This is a genomic window from Gloeocapsa sp. PCC 7428, assembly GCF_000317555.1.
Lineage (GTDB): Bacteria > Cyanobacteriota > Cyanobacteriia > Cyanobacteriales > Chroococcidiopsidaceae > Chroogloeocystis.
In genome coordinates this window covers 2,953,854-2,971,406 of record NC_019745.1, presented here as the reverse complement: position 1 = coordinate 2,971,406, position 17,553 = coordinate 2,953,854, and the positions used below count along the sequence as shown (strand labels likewise).

18 protein-coding genes are annotated in these 17,553 nt (G+C 42.7%); 4 read left to right on the top strand and 14 right to left on the bottom strand.

From position 1 onward, the window contains the following. Positions 1-40 precede the first annotated feature (40 nt). From GLO7428_RS13085 to leuB, 13 genes are all read right to left on the bottom strand, one after another. On the bottom strand, positions 41-1,021 hold the full coding sequence (locus GLO7428_RS13085) for a Rab family GTPase (RefSeq protein ID WP_015189029.1): 981 nt from the start codon (positions 1,019-1,021) through the stop codon (positions 41-43). Between the two features lie 167 nt (positions 1,022-1,188). After that, complete coding sequence (locus tag GLO7428_RS13080) at positions 1,189-3,375, bottom strand: hypothetical protein (RefSeq protein WP_015189028.1); 2,187 nt, start codon at positions 3,373-3,375, stop codon at positions 1,189-1,191. Positions 3,376-3,471: 96 nt separating this feature from the next. Continuing rightward, positions 3,472-4,164 carry a rhomboid family intramembrane serine protease gene (locus GLO7428_RS13075; protein WP_015189027.1) on the bottom strand — a complete coding sequence of 231 codons (693 nt, stop codon included), beginning with the start codon at positions 4,162-4,164 and terminating at the stop codon, positions 3,472-3,474. Positions 4,165-4,440: 276 nt separating this feature from the next. Next, positions 4,441-5,154 carry a rhomboid family intramembrane serine protease gene (locus GLO7428_RS13070; protein WP_015189026.1) on the bottom strand — a complete coding sequence of 238 codons (714 nt, stop codon included), beginning with the start codon at positions 5,152-5,154 and terminating at the stop codon, positions 4,441-4,443. 663 nt (positions 5,155-5,817) lie between these two features. Further along, positions 5,818-6,237: a plastocyanin gene (gene petE, locus GLO7428_RS13065; RefSeq protein WP_015189025.1), complete on the bottom strand. Its 420-nt coding sequence runs from the start codon at positions 6,235-6,237 to the stop codon at positions 5,818-5,820. A 115-nt stretch (positions 6,238-6,352) separates the two neighbouring features. Then, positions 6,353-6,808, bottom strand: a complete 456-nt coding sequence (psbV2, locus tag GLO7428_RS13060) for a photosystem II cytochrome PsbV2 (protein ID WP_231295486.1) — start codon at positions 6,806-6,808, stop codon at positions 6,353-6,355. Between the two features lie 223 nt (positions 6,809-7,031). Continuing rightward, a complete protein-coding gene (gene psbV / locus GLO7428_RS13055; protein WP_015189023.1) occupies positions 7,032-7,523 on the bottom strand; it encodes a photosystem II cytochrome c-550 in 492 nt (163 codons plus the stop codon). Between the two features lie 157 nt (positions 7,524-7,680). Beyond that, a complete protein-coding gene (locus tag GLO7428_RS13050) occupies positions 7,681-7,878 on the bottom strand; it encodes a hypothetical protein (RefSeq protein WP_015189022.1) in 198 nt (65 codons plus the stop codon). 216 nt (positions 7,879-8,094) lie between these two features. Beyond that, positions 8,095-9,015 (bottom strand): acetyl-CoA carboxylase, carboxyltransferase subunit beta, encoded by a 921-nt coding sequence (gene accD, locus GLO7428_RS13045; protein ID WP_015189021.1) that lies wholly within the window; start codon positions 9,013-9,015, stop codon positions 8,095-8,097. 189 nt (positions 9,016-9,204) lie between these two features. Beyond that, positions 9,205-9,423 carry a putative signal transducing protein gene (locus GLO7428_RS13040; RefSeq protein ID WP_015189020.1) on the bottom strand — a complete coding sequence of 73 codons (219 nt, stop codon included), beginning with the start codon at positions 9,421-9,423 and terminating at the stop codon, positions 9,205-9,207. 55 nt (positions 9,424-9,478) lie between these two features. Next, the gene (locus GLO7428_RS13035; protein ID WP_041919141.1) at positions 9,479-10,300 is read right to left on the bottom strand and encodes an A24 family peptidase; all 822 of its coding nucleotides are present in this window, start codon (positions 10,298-10,300) and stop codon (positions 9,479-9,481) included. Positions 10,301-10,372: 72 nt separating this feature from the next. Then, positions 10,373-10,588: a hypothetical protein gene (locus GLO7428_RS13030; protein WP_231295484.1), complete on the bottom strand. Its 216-nt coding sequence runs from the start codon at positions 10,586-10,588 to the stop codon at positions 10,373-10,375. A gap of 71 nt (positions 10,589-10,659) precedes the next feature. Beyond that, a complete protein-coding gene (gene leuB / locus GLO7428_RS13025) occupies positions 10,660-11,757 on the bottom strand; it encodes a 3-isopropylmalate dehydrogenase (RefSeq protein ID WP_015189018.1) in 1,098 nt (365 codons plus the stop codon). A gap of 134 nt (positions 11,758-11,891) precedes the next feature. Between leuB and GLO7428_RS13020 the strand changes: the two genes are divergently transcribed. Together GLO7428_RS13020 and GLO7428_RS13015 are read left to right on the top strand one after the other, a co-directional pair. Further along, the gene (locus tag GLO7428_RS13020) at positions 11,892-12,839 is read left to right on the top strand and encodes an ABC transporter ATP-binding protein (RefSeq protein ID WP_015189017.1); all 948 of its coding nucleotides are present in this window, start codon (positions 11,892-11,894) and stop codon (positions 12,837-12,839) included. Positions 12,840-12,933: 94 nt separating this feature from the next. Continuing rightward, the gene (locus GLO7428_RS13015) at positions 12,934-14,607 is read left to right on the top strand and encodes an ABC transporter permease subunit (protein ID WP_015189016.1); all 1,674 of its coding nucleotides are present in this window, start codon (positions 12,934-12,936) and stop codon (positions 14,605-14,607) included. Between the two features lie 151 nt (positions 14,608-14,758). Here GLO7428_RS13015 and GLO7428_RS13010 read toward each other — a convergent pair whose 3' ends face one another. Next, positions 14,759-15,535 (bottom strand): HAD family hydrolase, encoded by a 777-nt coding sequence (locus GLO7428_RS13010; RefSeq protein ID WP_015189015.1) that lies wholly within the window; start codon positions 15,533-15,535, stop codon positions 14,759-14,761. 308 nt (positions 15,536-15,843) lie between these two features. Between GLO7428_RS13010 and GLO7428_RS13005 the strand changes: the two genes are divergently transcribed. Both GLO7428_RS13005 and GLO7428_RS13000 read left to right on the top strand, forming a co-directional pair. Further along, positions 15,844-16,404 (top strand): ferric reductase-like transmembrane domain-containing protein, encoded by a 561-nt coding sequence (locus GLO7428_RS13005; protein WP_015189014.1) that lies wholly within the window; start codon positions 15,844-15,846, stop codon positions 16,402-16,404. Positions 16,405-16,449: 45 nt separating this feature from the next. Further along, a complete protein-coding gene (locus GLO7428_RS13000; RefSeq protein ID WP_015189013.1) occupies positions 16,450-17,481 on the top strand; it encodes a WD40 repeat domain-containing protein in 1,032 nt (343 codons plus the stop codon). The last annotated feature ends 72 nt before the right edge of the window (positions 17,482-17,553 follow it).

Here is a 17,553-nt window from a genome sequence, read left to right as displayed (position 1 = left end):
AGGTCGCGAAGGAAAGAGATAGGGAGAGATTTTAGAGGTTTTAACTAATTTTTAATAGTTCTTCTCCTTGAAGTAGGGCGAAGCCATTGTTTGTTTTACATTCACTGGCAAATTGGCTCACAGCTTGCTTAAGGTGATAATCTCTTCCTAGCCAGTCGCGGAGGAAACTGAATAGTCCCCAACTACGCGATCGCGTATCGATATGCAACTTTAAGATAAACCGCAACAAGTATCTTAATGGTTGTTCGCTATTTTGCGGATTATAGACGGCATCATGGCTAATTTTACGGAAGCGAAAATGGGGTGCAGTATTGTTCGTATCAATTCTTGAAAAAACAACGCTACCGACTGTTTGTACTGGAGTGACAACCGCAGCAACTTTAGGAAGTAGATTGGCTGAGTTAAATAAGTCAATAAGTTTGCTATATCCTTCTTTGACGCGTTGCAAAAGTTCTTTGGCTGATGCTTCGCTTTGGAGATATTTTTCACATTTTACTGGCGCAAATATGACTAATCGCGGTGAATCTAAATCTTGATACGCCGTTTTGAATAAATCTGTCATTTGCTGCGGGCGATTAATAAATTCATGCCATTTACCATTTTGTTCCATCAACGCAGGTGCATCAATTGCAATGAGAACCGCGACACAATCAGTCAGTAAACTCTTGACAAATTGCCGTTTTTCTGGGGTTGCTTTTGCCGCATGATATCCACCAGGATAATCTTGAAAATGTAATTGTAAAGAAGGCTTTTGACCTTTTTGCCCTAAACCAAAGATAAACGATCGCAACTCTTCCGGTTCGCCTTCAGTTCCTTGAATTCCCCCAGTCGCTTCAAAATCGTCAAGTAAAGTCTTCAGTTCCACTAACCTTTCTTGCAGAATCGCCGAACTTTCTTCATCAGGAGTAAGCTGTAAATTCGTTTTACCAATATTACTTTCAAATTGCTCATAAATTGCAGTCAGTAAAGTCGTTTTACCCACCCCACTAGGACCCAACATCGTAATTTTAATTTCGTGCATCAACCCTTATCTTTCCTCTATGTACCCTACACCTATTCAAATGCATTCACTCCTTAATATTCCCAACATTAAAACTTACGCAAAACCTCTCTCAATCTCTTTTCTTTGTATCCTTTGCACCTACCTGTGGGAAGGCTACGCCAATGTAGTTCGTTATCGCCCCAACTCTAACCCAAAAATTGCATCGTATTCGATCGATTTGCCGCCGTAGCGCGCGCGATCGCATCAAACCATTCACGCCGCAGTCGCGTGCGATCGCCTAAAGCCATAAATTCTGCTTGCCAAACTTCCGCCCTTGCTTCTTCCAAAAAGATCCGCCATTCTGATTTTGCACCTTCCGCGCGGAGAATGCGATCGACAAATTCTTCAACGATCGCAAACGCAGCTAAACTTGGTTCGCTGAGTAAGTCTTCTAACGCCGTCTCGCAGCCATACACCGCTTCTGCATGAAGAGTTTTTAAGTTAGATAAAATTTCTTTAGCCGAAGGCGATTTAGAAAGTTGTAACGTTGTTTCATCAGGAGTTAACCCATCTAAATGCTGGCGAATTCGATGTTGAATCAATCCGCGATAAGAAATCTCAAACTCTGCTAAGATTTCAAATCCTAGTTTCAATGTCGGTAAAGTTTCGGGTAGCCGCTGCGCAATTTCTTGTAGAAATCCCACACCTGTTGCAGAAGTTATACCACCTAACCGCGCTTGATGAATTAACACATCAGCAACTTGTGACTTTACCCGCGTTAGCGATCGCTGTAAACCAACATCCAAAGCTAAAAAATGCTGCGATAGATGCGCGCGAATTTCGTGCAAGTACTGGTAGTAAGCATTCGGATAGCCACCTGTGCGATCGCGTCGTTTTTCAATTTGCTCGATACTCGGAATTCGGGTATCCTGACGACACGCCGCAATTGCTGTGGCGACTTGTTGTTTAAAATCGCTATTTTGTTCGTTGCGTTGCGCTTTCAGATGTCGTAGCAGTGCTTCTAAACCACTTGTTAATTCATTCCACAACTGCTCAAACAACTCAACAAATAAAGGAAACCAATTCTCACCTACCGCTAGTGCTAAAGCTTTATTTGCTTTTTCTAATTCTATGTCTACTGTGTTTTGAAGTTGCATCACTCGCTCTTGGCAAGATGTCGCATACTTCTGATCTAAAGTTGTAATATGCGTTGTCAGATAGTCGAGAATTTGATCTAAAACTTGATTTGCAGCCGCAGAATCGGCACAATTTGCAATGACACAATCAACTACCTTAATGTGTTTTTCGGCTAGCGTGTCGGCTAAGTCTTTGCAGTTGTTAAAGTTATCGCCGTTTTTCGAGTCACCAGCAGTGCGATTGAGCACCATAAACGACCACAATTCGAGCGGTAAGTCAACTAATGCCGCGCGTGCAGTATCATACAACCGGACATCAACATCCGCCCAGTAGTCGCCGGAGGATTTGGGCATTCGCACAAATAACACGACATCGACATCGTTTCCCAGCGTTTTGACGAGTCTTTCCGCATCACCAACGCCGGTATCGCCTAATCCTGGCATATCAACTAAGGCAATTTGTCCAACATCCGCGTGCGGAAAGTGACAGACGATTTTTACTTCACGAACTGCGAGATAATTGAAAAATACGCGCTGACCATCAATGGTATCTTGCGCAACGTATTCGCGAATTTCTTCTTTGGGTATTCTACGGGGCGAAGGCGATCGCAGCAAGTGACGGTACTTGTCGATATTGGCGTGATACCTTCCTAAATGTTCGTACATCGCGCCAGGTTCAGCATATCCAGGAAGTTCGCGCGGTAAAGGTGGTAGCGGTTTACTCGTAAACTCAGTTAGTGTAATCGGTTTAGCGCCTAAACGTAGCTGTTCGTAATAAGGCGCGATGACTTCGTCCAAAAACGATCGCTCTGAATGAAACCACACTTCGCCGTAAATATCGCTATTCTGATTGTGATGAATTGTACTGCGTACCCCTGTACAATGTTGGCGATCGCCATCAGGAATTTCGGCGGCGGTGAGTCCTGTTAAACTTTGCAGTAATCGACTTTTCCCTTGGCGGGCGCGCCCTACTACGCCAATATTGAGTGTATTACGTGCGAAACGTTGCTGAAGTCGCGCTAGCGCTCGTAATTCTACGGCAATGTTATTCTGTATCGACGCTAAATCAATTTCTTGCAAACGTCCCCAGCTATTGACATCATCTACTTGCGCGAGAATATCTTGGCGATGCGCTTCGAGATTTTGTAGTGTTTGCGAAAGCGTTTCTAAATTTGCTGCTGTTGTCGCGATTTTATCGGCTAAAGGACGGCGTTTTTCGACAATGCTGGCAATTTCCTTTGTGCGATTGGCGTTCATTTGATCGTGTTATCTGAATGCAATTGCGAATAATTTCTGTTGTGATTGGTTAACAGGGATAAGGCTTGCCTTATCCCTCCTAGCATACGCATTGCGTTAATCGCGCCGCATTAAACCCAACATCGGACCTAAAATTGCTCCGAATACGAAACCACCAGCGTGCGCCCAGTAGGCAACACCGCCGCCTTCCATTCCTATGTTAGTGCGTGCAGGTAAGCTAGCTAAACCGTAAAATGCTTGTTGAACAAACCAAAATCCTAAAAAGAAATACGCAGGAATGCGGAATGTCGTGATGAAAAACCCAATAGGAATTAAAGTTAATACTTGAGCTTTAGGATAGCGGAGAATATACGCGCCCATGACTCCAGCGATCGCACCACTCGCACCTACCATCGGCACGCTAGAATTTTGTGAAAAATACCACTGCGCTAAGGCAGCTAAAACACCACAACTAAGGTAGAAAATAAGAAATTTGATATGACCCAAGCGGTCTTCAATATTGTTACCAAAAACCCACAAAAATAGCATATTGCCGCCTAAATGCAGCAGACCACCGTGCAAAAATTGTGATGTGACTAAAGTCAACCATTCGGGAATGCCTTGATTCACAGGAACAGGACAGGTCGCTGATAGTTGACATGGCACAACTGCTGCGCGATTGAAAAATGCTTGTAGTTCTTGCGGTGCCAGCGTAATTTGATATAAGAAAATAAATATATTCGCGCCAACCAGCGCATAAGTTACGTAGGGAGTGATCGATGTTGGGTTATTATCTCGCAGTGGTACCACAGATTTGTTTCCTATTCGTCAAATACAAATGCTAATGTATCGTCTGCCGCTTTACCACCACTAGTTATTCATAATAGCTAAAAGCTCCATGCTTTGTTATTTGCAATGCCATTTTGTAATTAATTTGCTGGCGATGCAATCTTGAGGTAGTTATCAACGTGTTTTTTCTTGAAATGAACTGTAATCAGGACTAAGTTTTCAAGCTATCTTACATATTTTTTTGCAAAATTTTGATGCAGAAGTAAAAGGAAAATGTTTTCCCTTTACATTCTGTCCTTAGAGATATTCTTGCTGCGAATCGTCTTTAAATAAACCTAAGAGTGGACCTAAAATCGCGCCGAATACGAAACCACCAGCGTGCGCCCAGTAGGCAATACCGCCGCTTTCCATACCAATATTGGTACGAGTTTCTAAACTTGCGACACCATACGCAGCTTGCTGGAGAAACCAAAAACCAAGAAAGTAAAACGCGGGAAGTCGCACTGCTGGAAAGTAAAATCCTAAAGGAATGAGCGTTAACACCTCAGCCGTGGGGAAGCGGATGATGTATGCACCCATCACGCCAGCGATCGCGCCACTCGCACCCAAAGAAGGAATTGACGAACCTTGCGAGAAGACCCACTGCGCCAATCCCGCTAAAACGCCACAAGCGAGGTAGAAGAACAAAAATTTAAAATGTCCCAAACGGTCTTCGACATTATTGCCAAAAATCCACAAAAACAGCATATTTCCTCCCAAATGCAAAAGCCCACCGTGGAGGAATTGCGATGTGATTAAAGTCGCCCACTCTGGTACAGGTTGATTTACCGGAATTCCGGCAAAGCTAGCAGATAGTTCGCGCGGGACGATCGCCGCTAAATGGAAAAAAGCATCAAGTTGCTGTGGTGGTAAACTCGCTTCGTACAAGAAAGCAAGAACATTAGCCGCAATTAGCCCATAGGTAACATAAGGCGTAATTGACGTGGGATTATTATCTCGAATAGGAACCATGCGATTTGTTGTGCGAAACTGGCACTCACAATAACCAATTTTTTAACTTATATCTTCTAACTAGTGGATGGATTTAGCAATCATCTGGTGTGGGAGCATGACTTAAAGGGTGCAGAGGAAGCAGAGGAGAAATTAATTGCAGTTCTCATTTAGTGAAACAGTATAACTTTACCACCCTCTGCCCCTAAATCCACGCCAGTTCGTTCTTGTGAGTGACTTGTGTACACGCAATTTGTGAAATACTAGCAGTGACTTTAATGAACTGATTCCAGCCCGTAGTTTTAGGTAAAGCGTTGTGTTACGTCGTGCGTATTTCAATAACCGTCAAAATTACAGAATTTCAATTCTAGGAGTAGAGGCGTTACCACCTAGTCAACAGAGTTAGAACATTATAGAAGCCATAATGATTTCCCTGAGGGAAGTTTAACTTTAACCCCTGCTATAGACATTCATTTAAAGTCCCCCGCGAGTGGGGATTTAGAGGCGAAAAAAACGATAGACGAGCCGACTACGTGTAAGCGATAGCCCAGTGGGGGATGTGAGGGCATCTATCCAATCCAACAATCAAAATGCCCCAAGAGTTGATTTTATGACTCCTGAGGCATCAATAGGGGTTGTCTTGTGCGAGGTTAATTTATGCCACGCAACACGCAAGGAGTAGGATTAGCCTTCAACAGTGATTTTGCCAATCATACCCGCACCACGGTGAGGTTCGCAGTAATAAGTGTAGTCGCCTGCGGGTGCATCTTCTGGGAAGGTAGTTTTGACTTGTTGACCTGGTGTCATCAGCAACTGCTTGTGAGACAGATTTTTCGCTAAATCTGCACTCTTAGTAGGATTATTCGCTGCATCGAAGACAACGTTGTGGGGAGGTACTTTGTTGTTCACCCATTCAACTGTGTCACCAGGCTTGATCGTCAGTTTTGCTGGATCGAAAACTAACATTCCTTTATCAGAACCTAGTTTAACTTGATAAGTTTCAGCTGCTGCTGTAGGAGCAAAGAACGCAAAGCTACCGACAACGAGTACGAGTGCTAATACAACTGTACCGAAGCGCCGCAAAGTTGCAGCAATTGATTTCATAGTTTTCTCCAAAGAGGTTTATGTCGCTATTTAATTTTAAATAAAAACAAACACCAAGTACGACAAGTTGTCATAGATACATTTTTTCTTATCAAAAAAAATGAGAGAAAGTTGGTTAGAAGCTTTCTGTACCCCAGCCTTTAGCCTTTTGTGCTGCTGTCAGAACAAACGCAGCTAAGCTTTCTATTTCCTCTTGCGTCATCCACGATTCAGGTACTTGACGACACCAGTACGTTTCTTCCGAACCATCGTAGGTCATTGGTTGTCGGAGAAAGGCGACGAGATTATTCACATTATCTCTGGGAGGGTTGGCACCGCTTAGCTTATTCAGTGCTAGCGAGGTTTGGGGATCTGGAAGTGTTGCGCCGCCTACGTGACAGTTTAAGCAGTTATTTTCAAATAGCACTTTGCCTTGTGATATTTCTTCGAGGGAAAACTCGCGGGTTGTGCCTTGTTCGTCAACTTCTAGGGCAATTGGCTCTTTAAGACGCAAATAGCGCGCGAGATAAGGGTCAACAGCGGCATAGGCTGGGGGGGTAATCTGTATGAATAGAACGACAATGATAGACAAAAGTATAATTACACGGCGCACACAGCTTGTACTTAACATTTATTTAGATTGAAACACGATTAAGGTTGGGTGAGTGGCTAGAAGTGGAGATACTCGCGGGCACAATTTAAGTCTGTCTTAATAATAGAAAAGCAATTAGCTCTTAGCTTTGATTTAGTTGGTTAACTATTCAGGGTTTTGCTAAAAGCTAATTGCTATAAGCTCATCGCTTTTTGACAAGACTTTAGTAGTAAATCTTGCCGCCGCCCCAGCGATCGCCAACAATTTTTGGCTGAAGCAGAACATGACCTGCGATCGCCACTAAGTCGTCTTCGGTAAGATTCCGCATTGCTGGGTAAATATCCGCACTCTTGGTGCTTGGGTGTAACTCCGCAATTTCTTCTTCACCATCATAGGTGGTGGGGTTGTGCATATAATCGACAAGCCCTTCAATATTGTTGCGGGGTGGTGTTGCTAAAGCAAGCGTTTCGGGGTCTAACCCTACGTTTTGGTTTGTCTTGGTGACACCTCCAGCATGACACTGCGCACAAGCAAAGTTAAATAAGCGTTTCCCTTCTTGGACTTGTTTGAGGCTCAGCACAGTGGTATCACCTTGGTCATTTAGCGGTACTGTTCGTACAGCTTCGCTTAGTTCCACTGCGGCTGCATTGCCAACAATCACTCCGAATGTCAGCAATATAGTAGCCACCGCAAGCCCGATCAATCTTTTAAACATTGTTTCCTCTTAAAAATTTCGACCTCAACACAGCTTTATAGCGGTAGCTTAATCTCTTCCTGGATCGCATTTCATTTGAGTTGTGATGGCGCTTGCCAATTATGGGCTTTGCACCTGGAAATACGCGACACTAATACAATTAGGTTCCAACGCAATATCATGTAGAAGTCTCCGTTTGAGAATCTGAATTCTTCTCCATAACGTGGGAGATAATTGCTTTGGCATCCTCTAAGGGCAGACGAGTCTTAGAGGACTTGTAAGCAATACCCAGTTGCTCGCACAAAGAAAATACTTCTTCTACCGTGAGGTTGTAGTCCGCTGCTAATTCTGCAATGGACACATCTGCAAAACCCATAATTAATGATTGTTAAGTGACAGTTAGAGATTAAGCTGCTCTAATATCAATATCATGTCACTGAGCAATTTGTTTACTTTTAATAAGGATTGGGGATCAATGTAGAGGTCAGAGGTCAGGGAAGTTACGAGTTATGAGGGGTAAGGCATTCCTTACCCGTATGTGTTGAGTTAACAAACTTTTCACACTTCAAAACTTAAAACTAATCCTCGTTCCTCATCCCTCTCTGGCAGTTAAAGCAATTGTCTCTAGTTGCAATATCTGACGGTGGGTAGGGGCAACCGGTTGGTGTAGGTCGATTAGCTGCGCTAGCGTTTTTTTCAGTTGAGTTCTTGGCACGATCGCATCGACAAAGCCGTGCTGTAATAAATCTTCTGCGGTTTGAAACTCTTCTGGTAACTTTTCGCGTAACGTTTGTTCGATAACGCGGCGACCTGCAAACCCGATCGTTGCTTTGGGTTCAGCGATGATGATGTCTCCCAACATCGCAAAGCTGGCGGTGACTCCGCCGGTTGTCGGATTTGTCAAAATAGGGATGTATAAGAGTCGCGCTTCGCGATGGCATTCTAACGCAGCTGAGATTTTTGCCATTTGCATAAGGCTGAGCATTCCCTCTTGCATTCTTGCGCCACCTGATGCACACACAATAATCACGGGATAGTGCTTTTGGGTAGCGCGTTCGATTAAGCGCGTGATTTTTTCGCCGACAACCGAACCCATACTACCGCCCATAAACCGGAAGTCCATCACCGCCAAAGCAACAGGAAATTTGTCAAGTTGCCCGAAACCTGTTTGTACAGCATCGATTAACCCCGTTTTTTCCTGCGTTTCACGAAGACGATCGCTATACGCTTTGCGATCGCGAAATTGTAGCGGGTCAGTTGGACTGATAGATTCATCGAGTGGTTGCCAGGTATTCGCGTCGATCAATTGTCGGATGCGTTCGTTGCTATCTACCCGTACATGATGTCCACACTCTGGACAAACCATTTGATTGGCTCGCAGGTCTTTGGTATATGCCAAAACTCCACAAGCCACACATTTACTCCACAACCCATCAGCAATGTCACGCTCTTGACGTTCCTGGCTAATAGGACCAGACTTTCGCCGATTTGCAAACCAATCAAACAGAGACATTAAACTGTGCCATATTTTGAGTAGCAATATTTATATTAATCAAGTCGGGAGCCGCTTGGAAATAAACTCCTATAATTTTTAGTTTTGGATTGTATGGCGAGAGGTAGAGGGTAAGAGGTAAAAACCGAGATAATTGCTGACGAACGTCCTAACCTATAGTGCGATCGCTATCGATATTTTATCAGTACGCTATGGCTCATTCTCCTCAGTTTCAATCGGACTGAGTAAAAGTAGCGCTGCCCATTGATCTTGAGCGTGGACTTGGACAGCGGCTGGGCTACCACTGCCAAAATAAGACGTTATTCCCAAATCAACTATCCGCGCTGGAATGTTGTGCGCCGTTAACAATTGACACATTAACTCGGCTTCCCAGCGCCTGCTCGTAGTTCTTAGCGTAATCCATGACACAAGGAGATTTTAGCAGAACCGACGACTCAGGATGGAACTGGAAAGCAATTACTCGCTAAATCGTGGGAAAGATTAACCGGAAATAGGCAGCGAGAATCGCGTCGCCGCTAAAAATTGTAATGAATGCGCCTAACGCGAGAAAGGGACCAAAGGGCATTTTTTGCCGTCTAGAGAAGATACCTAAAGCGATCGCCCCACCACCGATAAACGCGCCAATAGCACACGCTAGAAACCCCGCTAACAAGAGATATTTCCACCCTAACCATGCGCCTAACATTGCGGCTAATTTGGCGTCTCCTGCGCCCATTGCTGCTTGTCCTAGCGCCAGCGAACCGAATAGCGCGATCGCATCAAATATCCAGATTCCCAACACCGCGCCAACGACTCGCGACATCAACTGATACACGGTTCCCTCGACAGGGGCTTGTACAATTAAACCTGCGACTACACCAAAGAGCAAACCGACAACGAGTCCAGATTTTGTCAGGCGATCTGGTAGCGTCATTGTATCGAGATCGATGAGTGACAGCGCCAATAGCCAACCGCAAAATATCCAATATCCGATTGTTTGAATCGAAACACCAAATCGCCAAAAAATCAGTAAAAATATCAAGCCTGTCGCGGCTTCTACCAGCGGATAGCGGAGTGCGATCGCCGCGCGACAGTGACGACAGCGCCCTCTTAACATGATCCAGCCTAAAACGGGAATATTTTCCCCTTTACCTAGGCGATGCAAGCAACGCGGACAGCGCGAAGGCGGCGAAACGATGGATAATCCAGCGGGTAAGCGGTAAACAACGACATTGATGAAGCTACCAATTGATGCTCCTAACGCAAATACAATGAAATTTGCGAAGCTCGTAAATAAAAGGTCGATCATTAAGAGTAACTACAAACGGGCGCTTTAATTATGTTTCCCTACTTTTTTAGAAGCACTCGCAATCAGTGACTAAAAATCAGAGCCGTCTTCGTTGCTTTCTATTTCACCGATCGGAATGAATTCCTCTAAAGGTAGAAGAATCGGTTTTTTGGAAAAAAGTAACCTCCCACGATAGGTTAAGCGATTAATTACCACACCTGTTGGTTGTTCTGCGGTGTCTGGTCGCAATTCTCGATAGGTGAGATAGATTTGACGAGCCGCTCTTAGTAGAATAGGGTCACTCAATTCTAGTAGGTCGATTAAGTTAGTTTAGATTTTATATGCACTACCGATCTTTGTTGCACCCTGTATCAGTTTTACTGAGTTAACTCAACACTCAAAACTTCAATTAAAGCTTCACCCATCGCCTGACAGCCTAAGAGATTCATTCCTGGAGACATAATATCGCCAGTGCGATCGCCGCGATCTAAAACTTGCAATACCGCATTTTCGATGCGATCGGCGGCTATCGGTTGATTTAATCCATAGCGCAGCATCATCGCCGCACTCAGAACTTGCGCTAGAGGATTCGCTTTATCTTGTCCCGCAATATCGGGGGCGGAACCATGAACAGGTTCAAACACTCCAGGACCAGAAGCGCCTAAACTTGCCGAAGGTAACATTCCGATACTTCCTGTTAACATCGCCGCAGCATCCGAAAGGATGTCACCGAAAAGATTACCAGTAACAATCGTGTCAAATTGCTTGGGATAGCGCACTAACTGCATCGCGGCGTTATCGACGTACATATGCGAAAGTTCCACATCAGGGTACTCGGTGGCTAATTGAGTAATGCGATCGCGCCACAACTGCGAAACTTCTAAGACATTCGCTTTATCGACTGAACAAAGTTTTCCTTGACGTTTTTGTGCGGTTTCAAACGCCACGCGCCCGATGCGATCGATTTCAGCTTCGGTGTACGCCATTGTATTCACACCGCGTTTTTCTCCGGTTTCGGTGGTAAAAATGCCTTTGGGTTGACCAAAATAAACTCCGCCAGTGAGTTCGCGTACAACCATAATATCTACGCCGTCAACAACCTCTGGTTTCAAGCTAGAGGCATCGATTAGCTGTGGCAGAATTTTAGCTGGGCGCAAATTGGCGAATAACCCCAACCCTGCACGCAATCCGAGTAATCCGGTTTCTGGGCGTAAATGACGCGGTAGATTGTCCCACTTGTAACCACCAATCGCCGCAAGTAAAACAGCGTCACTGTCTTTGCACATTTCTAGTGTAGTCGGTGGTAGCGGTTCTCCTGTCGCATCAATCGCCGCGCCTCCAATGAGGGCTTCTTGAAATTCAAAACGGATGTCTAGCTGCTTACCCACTACCTTCAGTACATCCACCGCGACTAACATAATTTCTGGACCAATGCCATCGCCTGGTAAGAGGGTAATGCGGTACTGAGTAGTCATAGTTTTTCTGGCAACGCTTGCAAGTCATTGATCATACAGCAAAGGAGGGGTGAGGAGCGTTTCAGTTTTGAAAACGCATCCTGTGTCGTTGCACAAATACGTTATGCTAGCGGCAAATTTTTAATCCAGTATTTATGGCAAGGGAACTCGCGGTTCGGACTTGCGGTTTAACGAAGCAATTTGACCGTCATATTGCCGTCAATGACGTTGATTTGCAAATCGCAGCGGGTGAAGTCTATGGGTTAATTGGACCAAATGGCGCGGGTAAAACAACTTTAATTCGGATGTTGGCGACGGCGGAAGAACCGACAAAGGGCGAGATTTATATTCTTGGCGATCGCCTACGATTAGACCAAAGTAATGCTACGCTCAAACGGCGCTTGGGCTATCTTCCTGATGATTTTCCGCTGTACGACAATCTCACAGTATGGGATTACCTCGATTATTTTGCACGGTTATATTACCTCAAGGAACCGCGTCGCACGCAACGATTGCATGAAGTTTTAGAACTCGTGCAACTGCAATGCAAGCGTAAAAGTTTAATCGCTACGCTTTCGCGAGGAATGAAACAGCGTCTATGTCTAGCACGAACGATTCTACACGAACCAATTTTACTCTTACTCGATGAACCTGTTTCGGGTCTTGACCCGATCGCGCGAATGCAGTTTCGCGAAATTATCAAGGTTCTCCACGAAGCCGGAATGACAATTTTAATTTCCTCACACATTTTGAGTGACTTAGCCGAATTATGTACTTCGGTGGGAATTATGGAGTTGGGTTATCTTGTTGAAAGTGCGCGGTTGCAAGATTTGTATCAGCGCTTAAGTCGTCGTCAAATTTTGCTATCAACTTTAGGTGATTTACAAGAACTCCAAATCGAATTGAATAAAAATCCTTTAGTCAAAGCGTGGGAAGTTATTGCCCCAAAGCAGGTGCGCGTAGATTTTGATGGTGATGACAAAGCGTGTGCAGAATTACTGCGATCGCTTATCCAAGCCAACATTCCCATAACTAATTTTCACTGTACCCAAGAAGATTTAGAAACAATTTTTCTGAATTTAGGTCATAAGCAAGTATCGTAAGATAATTCAATATTGTTTTTAATTTTCAGTATTTTAGGTTTATTAATAACTTATTCATATAATAGCCAACCTTCTTTAATTCTTATTAACTTGTATGAAACTAAAATTAATTGATATGCTAGGTGATTGGAATCCCCAGCTAATGCGTGAAATTAAAGGTAACTGTACACTTAATAATTTATTAATTGCTGGAGCTATATCTGTAGTTGGTCAAGTTTTATTTTACATGATGTTGCGCTCTCAACTACCACTTTCCTCAAACGAAGCTAAAGTTTTTCATAAATATTGTACAGGGAACATAACTTATGAAGGGCTGCGTGAATGCATTCTAGATAATGTTGATAACTTTATTATAAATTGGCAGTTTTGGTGGTTAAACTTATTTGTAAGTCTAAGTGCCATTGGTATTTTTACTTTAATAGTAGGAGGAACATATTTATTAATAAATGACTTATGTGCTGAACAGCGTCGAGGTACACTTAATTTTCTTCTCCTCAGCCCTCAATCACCACAAGTTATTTTAATTGGTAAATTATTAGGAGTGCCAATCCTGCTTTATTTTGTAGCTTTTTTAGCTATTCCTTTGCATTTAAAAGCAGGGCTAGCGGCTCAAGTTCCTTTGCAACTCATTGTCGGTTTTTATGCAACTTTGATTGCTGGTTGTGTTTTCTTTTATAGTACTGCTTTATTATTTAGTTTGGTTTTTTCTTCCTTAGCTACGTCAGCTTGGGTAGGTAGCGGTGCAGTCTTACTTTTTTTGTGGATGACTTCTGTTTCTCCTCCTACAGGTACGCTGGCTGATTGGCTATTTTTATTTTCACCCAACCAAATAATTCCTTATCTAAGTGCTGCAACTCATTTAACTTTTTATCCTGGTTTATCTATGCCAGCTTTAAATGCATGGCAATGGTTTTATTTACCGCTAGGAGCAAATGTTATGAGCTTAGTTGGTGCTATTGTATTAAATTACAGTTTATGGACTTATTGGCTTTGGCAAGCTTTACAGCGACGATTTCCAAATCCACGTAAGACTTTATTAAGTAAACGACAAAGTTATGGTATGGTAGCCTGCTTTGAAGTTATCATTTTGGGATTTGCAACAGTTTCCATACAGGGAATACCTGCACCTGAGAAGTCATTATATAACTTTCAATTTATTCTGGTATTTAATTTAATGATGTTTTTAGCCTTAATCGTGTCGATGACACCTTCGCATCAAGTCGTACAAGATTGGGCAAGATATAGAAATCAATCTTTTCTAGATAAAAAACTTTGGCGACTTTCGCTTATAAAAGATTTAATGTGGGGTGAGAGAAGTCCTGCGGTATTAGCGATATTATTTAATTTAGCGATCGCATCGTTTATCTTAAGTCCTTGGATACTTTTTAATCTAAGAAATTCAAATCAAAGTCTAGCTTTATTTAGTTTATTAATCAGTAGCAACTTTATTTTAATTTGCACCACTATTTCACAAATTATCGTCCTGCGAACAATTCAAAAAACAGGATTTTGGGTTGCCATAATGCTAAGCACTATAACTATATTGCCAGCAATAATTCTTAACTTAATTAATCGCTATTATTTAAATGAGAATCTAACGCTATGGTTATTTACGCCTTATGCTTGGGTAGCTATTAACTCAGTAAGTCAAGCTAGTATTTTGCTAGCAATTTTGGTACAGTGGGGGATCTTAGGATTATGCACTTTGCAGCTGCTCAATGACATTAAAAAAGCTGGTGAATCTACATCTAAAGCATTATTTACATAACGCAATTTACTTAATTAAGAGTAAGTACGAGTCATTGTTTTAAGTGAGTTGGGTAGTTGAACTGCAATTATTCCTGCTTTGATAGGAATCATAGGCTTTGGATGTGCGGACGAGCGTGGCGTGCTGAATTGATACGTGCTTTAATTTAAGATTACCGTGAGGTTTGGATTAAAGATTGCGCTAATTCACAAAAGCCTTTACCTTCAGCAGCATCAGTGATGTACCTCGGTTGATAAGCAAGTTTCTCAATGTAATGCAACACGTTGGAAACGCCTACAGAAAGTGGAAATTTACTTGCATCAAATAGACTTTCATCATTTGGGCTATCACCTACTGTGACAACTTGCTCTAAAGTCAGTTGAGGATAGTACTTGTATAATACTTGCAATAGCCCGACAGCTTTATCTTGTCCGAGTGGTTTAATGTGACACTGTACATTACTATAGGTAAAGCCCCAACCTTGAACCTGGCAAAGTTCTTCTAGTCTCTGTAGTTGAACAGGATTCAGCCCAAAAACATCAAATGTCCAATCGGTGATGCGAAAACAATTATCACTCGATTCGCGAATTTGAGGAAATTCAGTTTGAAGTTGTTGAAAGCATTGCGCAAGCTTTGTGCGGTGGCGAGTTATATCAGGAATCGCTGTTAAGGCTAAGGGAGTTTCGCTACCAGATTGATAGAATAAACCACCATTTTCGGCGATCGCCCCCGCGATTGGTAAGTAAGTCGTTAAACCACTCACCCAGCCTGCTGAACGTCCTGTAACAATTAATACCTCAATACCTACGATAGCTAAATCTGTTAATGCTTGTAGAAGATCTACTGTAAATTTACCATTCTGCGTGAGCGTACCATCCATATCAGTGGCTACCAAGCGAATATTTTGAAATGTATTGCTAGCAACCAACTGCGATAAAGGTGCGACCATAATTTATCTCATCTATAGTGCGAATATTTTGTTAGTTTTAAGTACTTTAGCAGGAGTAACTTAAGAACTTTAGTGCGGTATGCTGCTGTAACTTCTTACGAAATCTGAATTTAACTGAGTTAGCGTTTGCGACGATTACAAATATACGCGTTGCGGAATTTATCTTTTTCGCTTTGAAGATTAATCTTAATCAACTAAATATGTCACCCCTACAAGTTAGGAATTGTGAATATCTTATTATTCACTAATTTTGCTATTTATAGGTTTCCATGCTTTGGTACTCAGTTGAGAAATATAGGAGATAAATTATGCTGTCATTAGATACTTATCCTCTACCGAATTTATTAGGTTTTCTAGCATTAATTAGCTATGTTATCACGCTGCTTCCGACTATTTTGAGAATAGTTTTTCCTAAAACAAAAACAACAGGTTTGCCGCAGTGGTTGCTCAAGCGTCGCCGCCTTATTGGAATTCTCGCATTCTTTTTAGCACTGTTACATGGATATTTCTTGATCGAGAAGCGACAGCTTGACTTTCTCGATCCCAAGACGTTTTGGATTTATTTACAAGGTATATCCACGTTTATCATCTTTACACTGCTAGCGATTACTTCTAATGACTGGAGTGTTAAGAAGCTAAAGAAAAATTGGAAACAACTGCACAAACTCACCTATATCGCCATGTTTCTTTTAACTTGGCACGTCTGGGACAAAATGTCAGGGCATTGGACATATTTAACACCTGTGGGCATTATATTGCTCGCCGGAATTACGATTTTGTATATTATCCGGCTTGGCATTGAACGCCAAAATCAACAACAAAAATTGATAAAAACAGCTTTGGTATTGTCTGCCAAAAGCAATAAATAGCATCACCCGCGATCGCGCATTCTTCTGTCAAAGGAAAGCTTTCTTATGCAGATTAAACGATTTTCTTCAAAACTCGCAATTGCTTTAGCGATCGCAACTACGGCAATTGTAGCTGGTTTGGGTTACGCGATGTTGTCACAATCAAAAAACCAAGAAGAGGCGATGATCGCGTCTTCGTCGATCCAAGTACGTACCCTCAAAGGACATTCGGTGTGGGTGTATGCAACTGCAATTAGTCCTGATGGTACAACACTCGCAAGCGGTAGTTATGACGGTACAATCAACGTCTGGAATCTGCGCACGGGTGAGTTGATTTACAGTGTGAAAGGTCACGCAGATGCAGTAAGGTCGCTTGCGATTAGTCCTAACAGCCAAATTTTAGTCAGTGGTAGCTGGGATAATCGAGTCAAGTTGTGGAATCTGAAAAACGGTGCTTTAGTTCATACTCTCAATCGCCATGCGGATGATGTCAAAACCGTTGCGATTAGCCCAAACGGTTCTTTGATTGCCAGTGGAGGTGCGGATCGAACGATTCGGCTTTGGCATCTTCAAACTGGAAGACAACTATATCAGATTCAAAATACTCATAGTGTGGAAGCGATCGCCTTTAGCCCTGATGGAAAAACATTAGCTGGTGGCAGTAATGATGGCACAATCAAACTTTGGTATCTCGACACGCAACAAGTAAGCGTCAATGCAGTGTTACTACGTACTTTAGCAGGACATTCGCAAGGAGTATTATCTGTTGCCTTTAGTCCAAACGGGCGTTTTTTAGCAAGTGGTAGTGCGGATCAGACAATTAAGTTGTGGCAAAGTGACGATTGCAGAGTTTTGCACACTTTGGTAGGACATTCTGGAAAAGTAACATCAATTGCGTTTCAGCCAGATGGTTTAACTTTAGCGAGTGGTAGTACAGATTCTACGGTTAAACTTTGGCTGACAACAGGACAATTACTGAATAATCTTACAGGTCATACTAAACCCGTTTGGTCGTTAAGCTTTAGCCCTGATGGTCTTTTAGTAAGTGGTAGTGGCGATGAGACGCTCAAATTGTGGTCTATACTCGATCCGCAGTAGCAATTCAAATTTTTAAAAATTAAAAATCGGATTATTCTGGAATCTCTATTTTTCTAGTTGAAGTTTATTTTT

Excerpts from the sequence above, each read along its gene's own strand:
- GLO7428_RS13020 (WP_015189017.1), top strand. The coding sequence starts at position 11,892 with ATGGCAAGGGAACTCGCGGTTCGGACTTGCGGTTTAACGAAGCAATTT.
- GLO7428_RS13005 (WP_015189014.1), top strand. The coding sequence starts at position 15,844 with ATGCTGTCATTAGATACTTATCCTCTACCGAATTTATTAGGTTTTCTA.
- GLO7428_RS13015 (WP_015189016.1), top strand. The coding sequence starts at position 12,934 with ATGAAACTAAAATTAATTGATATGCTAGGTGATTGGAATCCCCAGCTA.
- leuB (WP_015189018.1), bottom strand. The coding sequence starts at position 11,757 with ATGACTACTCAGTACCGCATTACCCTCTTACCAGGCGATGGCATTGGT.
- GLO7428_RS13080 (WP_015189028.1), bottom strand. The coding sequence starts at position 3,375 with ATGAACGCCAATCGCACAAAGGAAATTGCCAGCATTGTCGAAAAACGC.
- GLO7428_RS13000 (WP_015189013.1), top strand. The coding sequence starts at position 16,450 with ATGCAGATTAAACGATTTTCTTCAAAACTCGCAATTGCTTTAGCGATC.
- GLO7428_RS13085 (WP_015189029.1), bottom strand. The coding sequence starts at position 1,021 with ATGCACGAAATTAAAATTACGATGTTGGGTCCTAGTGGGGTGGGTAAA.
- GLO7428_RS13050 (WP_015189022.1), bottom strand. The coding sequence starts at position 7,878 with ATGGGTTTTGCAGATGTGTCCATTGCAGAATTAGCAGCGGACTACAAC.
- accD (WP_015189021.1), bottom strand. The coding sequence starts at position 9,015 with ATGTCTCTGTTTGATTGGTTTGCAAATCGGCGAAAGTCTGGTCCTATT.
- GLO7428_RS13070 (WP_015189026.1), bottom strand. The coding sequence starts at position 5,154 with ATGGTTCCTATTCGAGATAATAATCCCACGTCAATTACGCCTTATGTT.
- GLO7428_RS13010 (WP_015189015.1), bottom strand. The coding sequence starts at position 15,535 with ATGGTCGCACCTTTATCGCAGTTGGTTGCTAGCAATACATTTCAAAAT.
- petE (WP_015189025.1), bottom strand. The coding sequence starts at position 6,237 with ATGAAATCAATTGCTGCAACTTTGCGGCGCTTCGGTACAGTTGTATTA.
- psbV (WP_015189023.1), bottom strand. The coding sequence starts at position 7,523 with ATGTTTAAAAGATTGATCGGGCTTGCGGTGGCTACTATATTGCTGACA.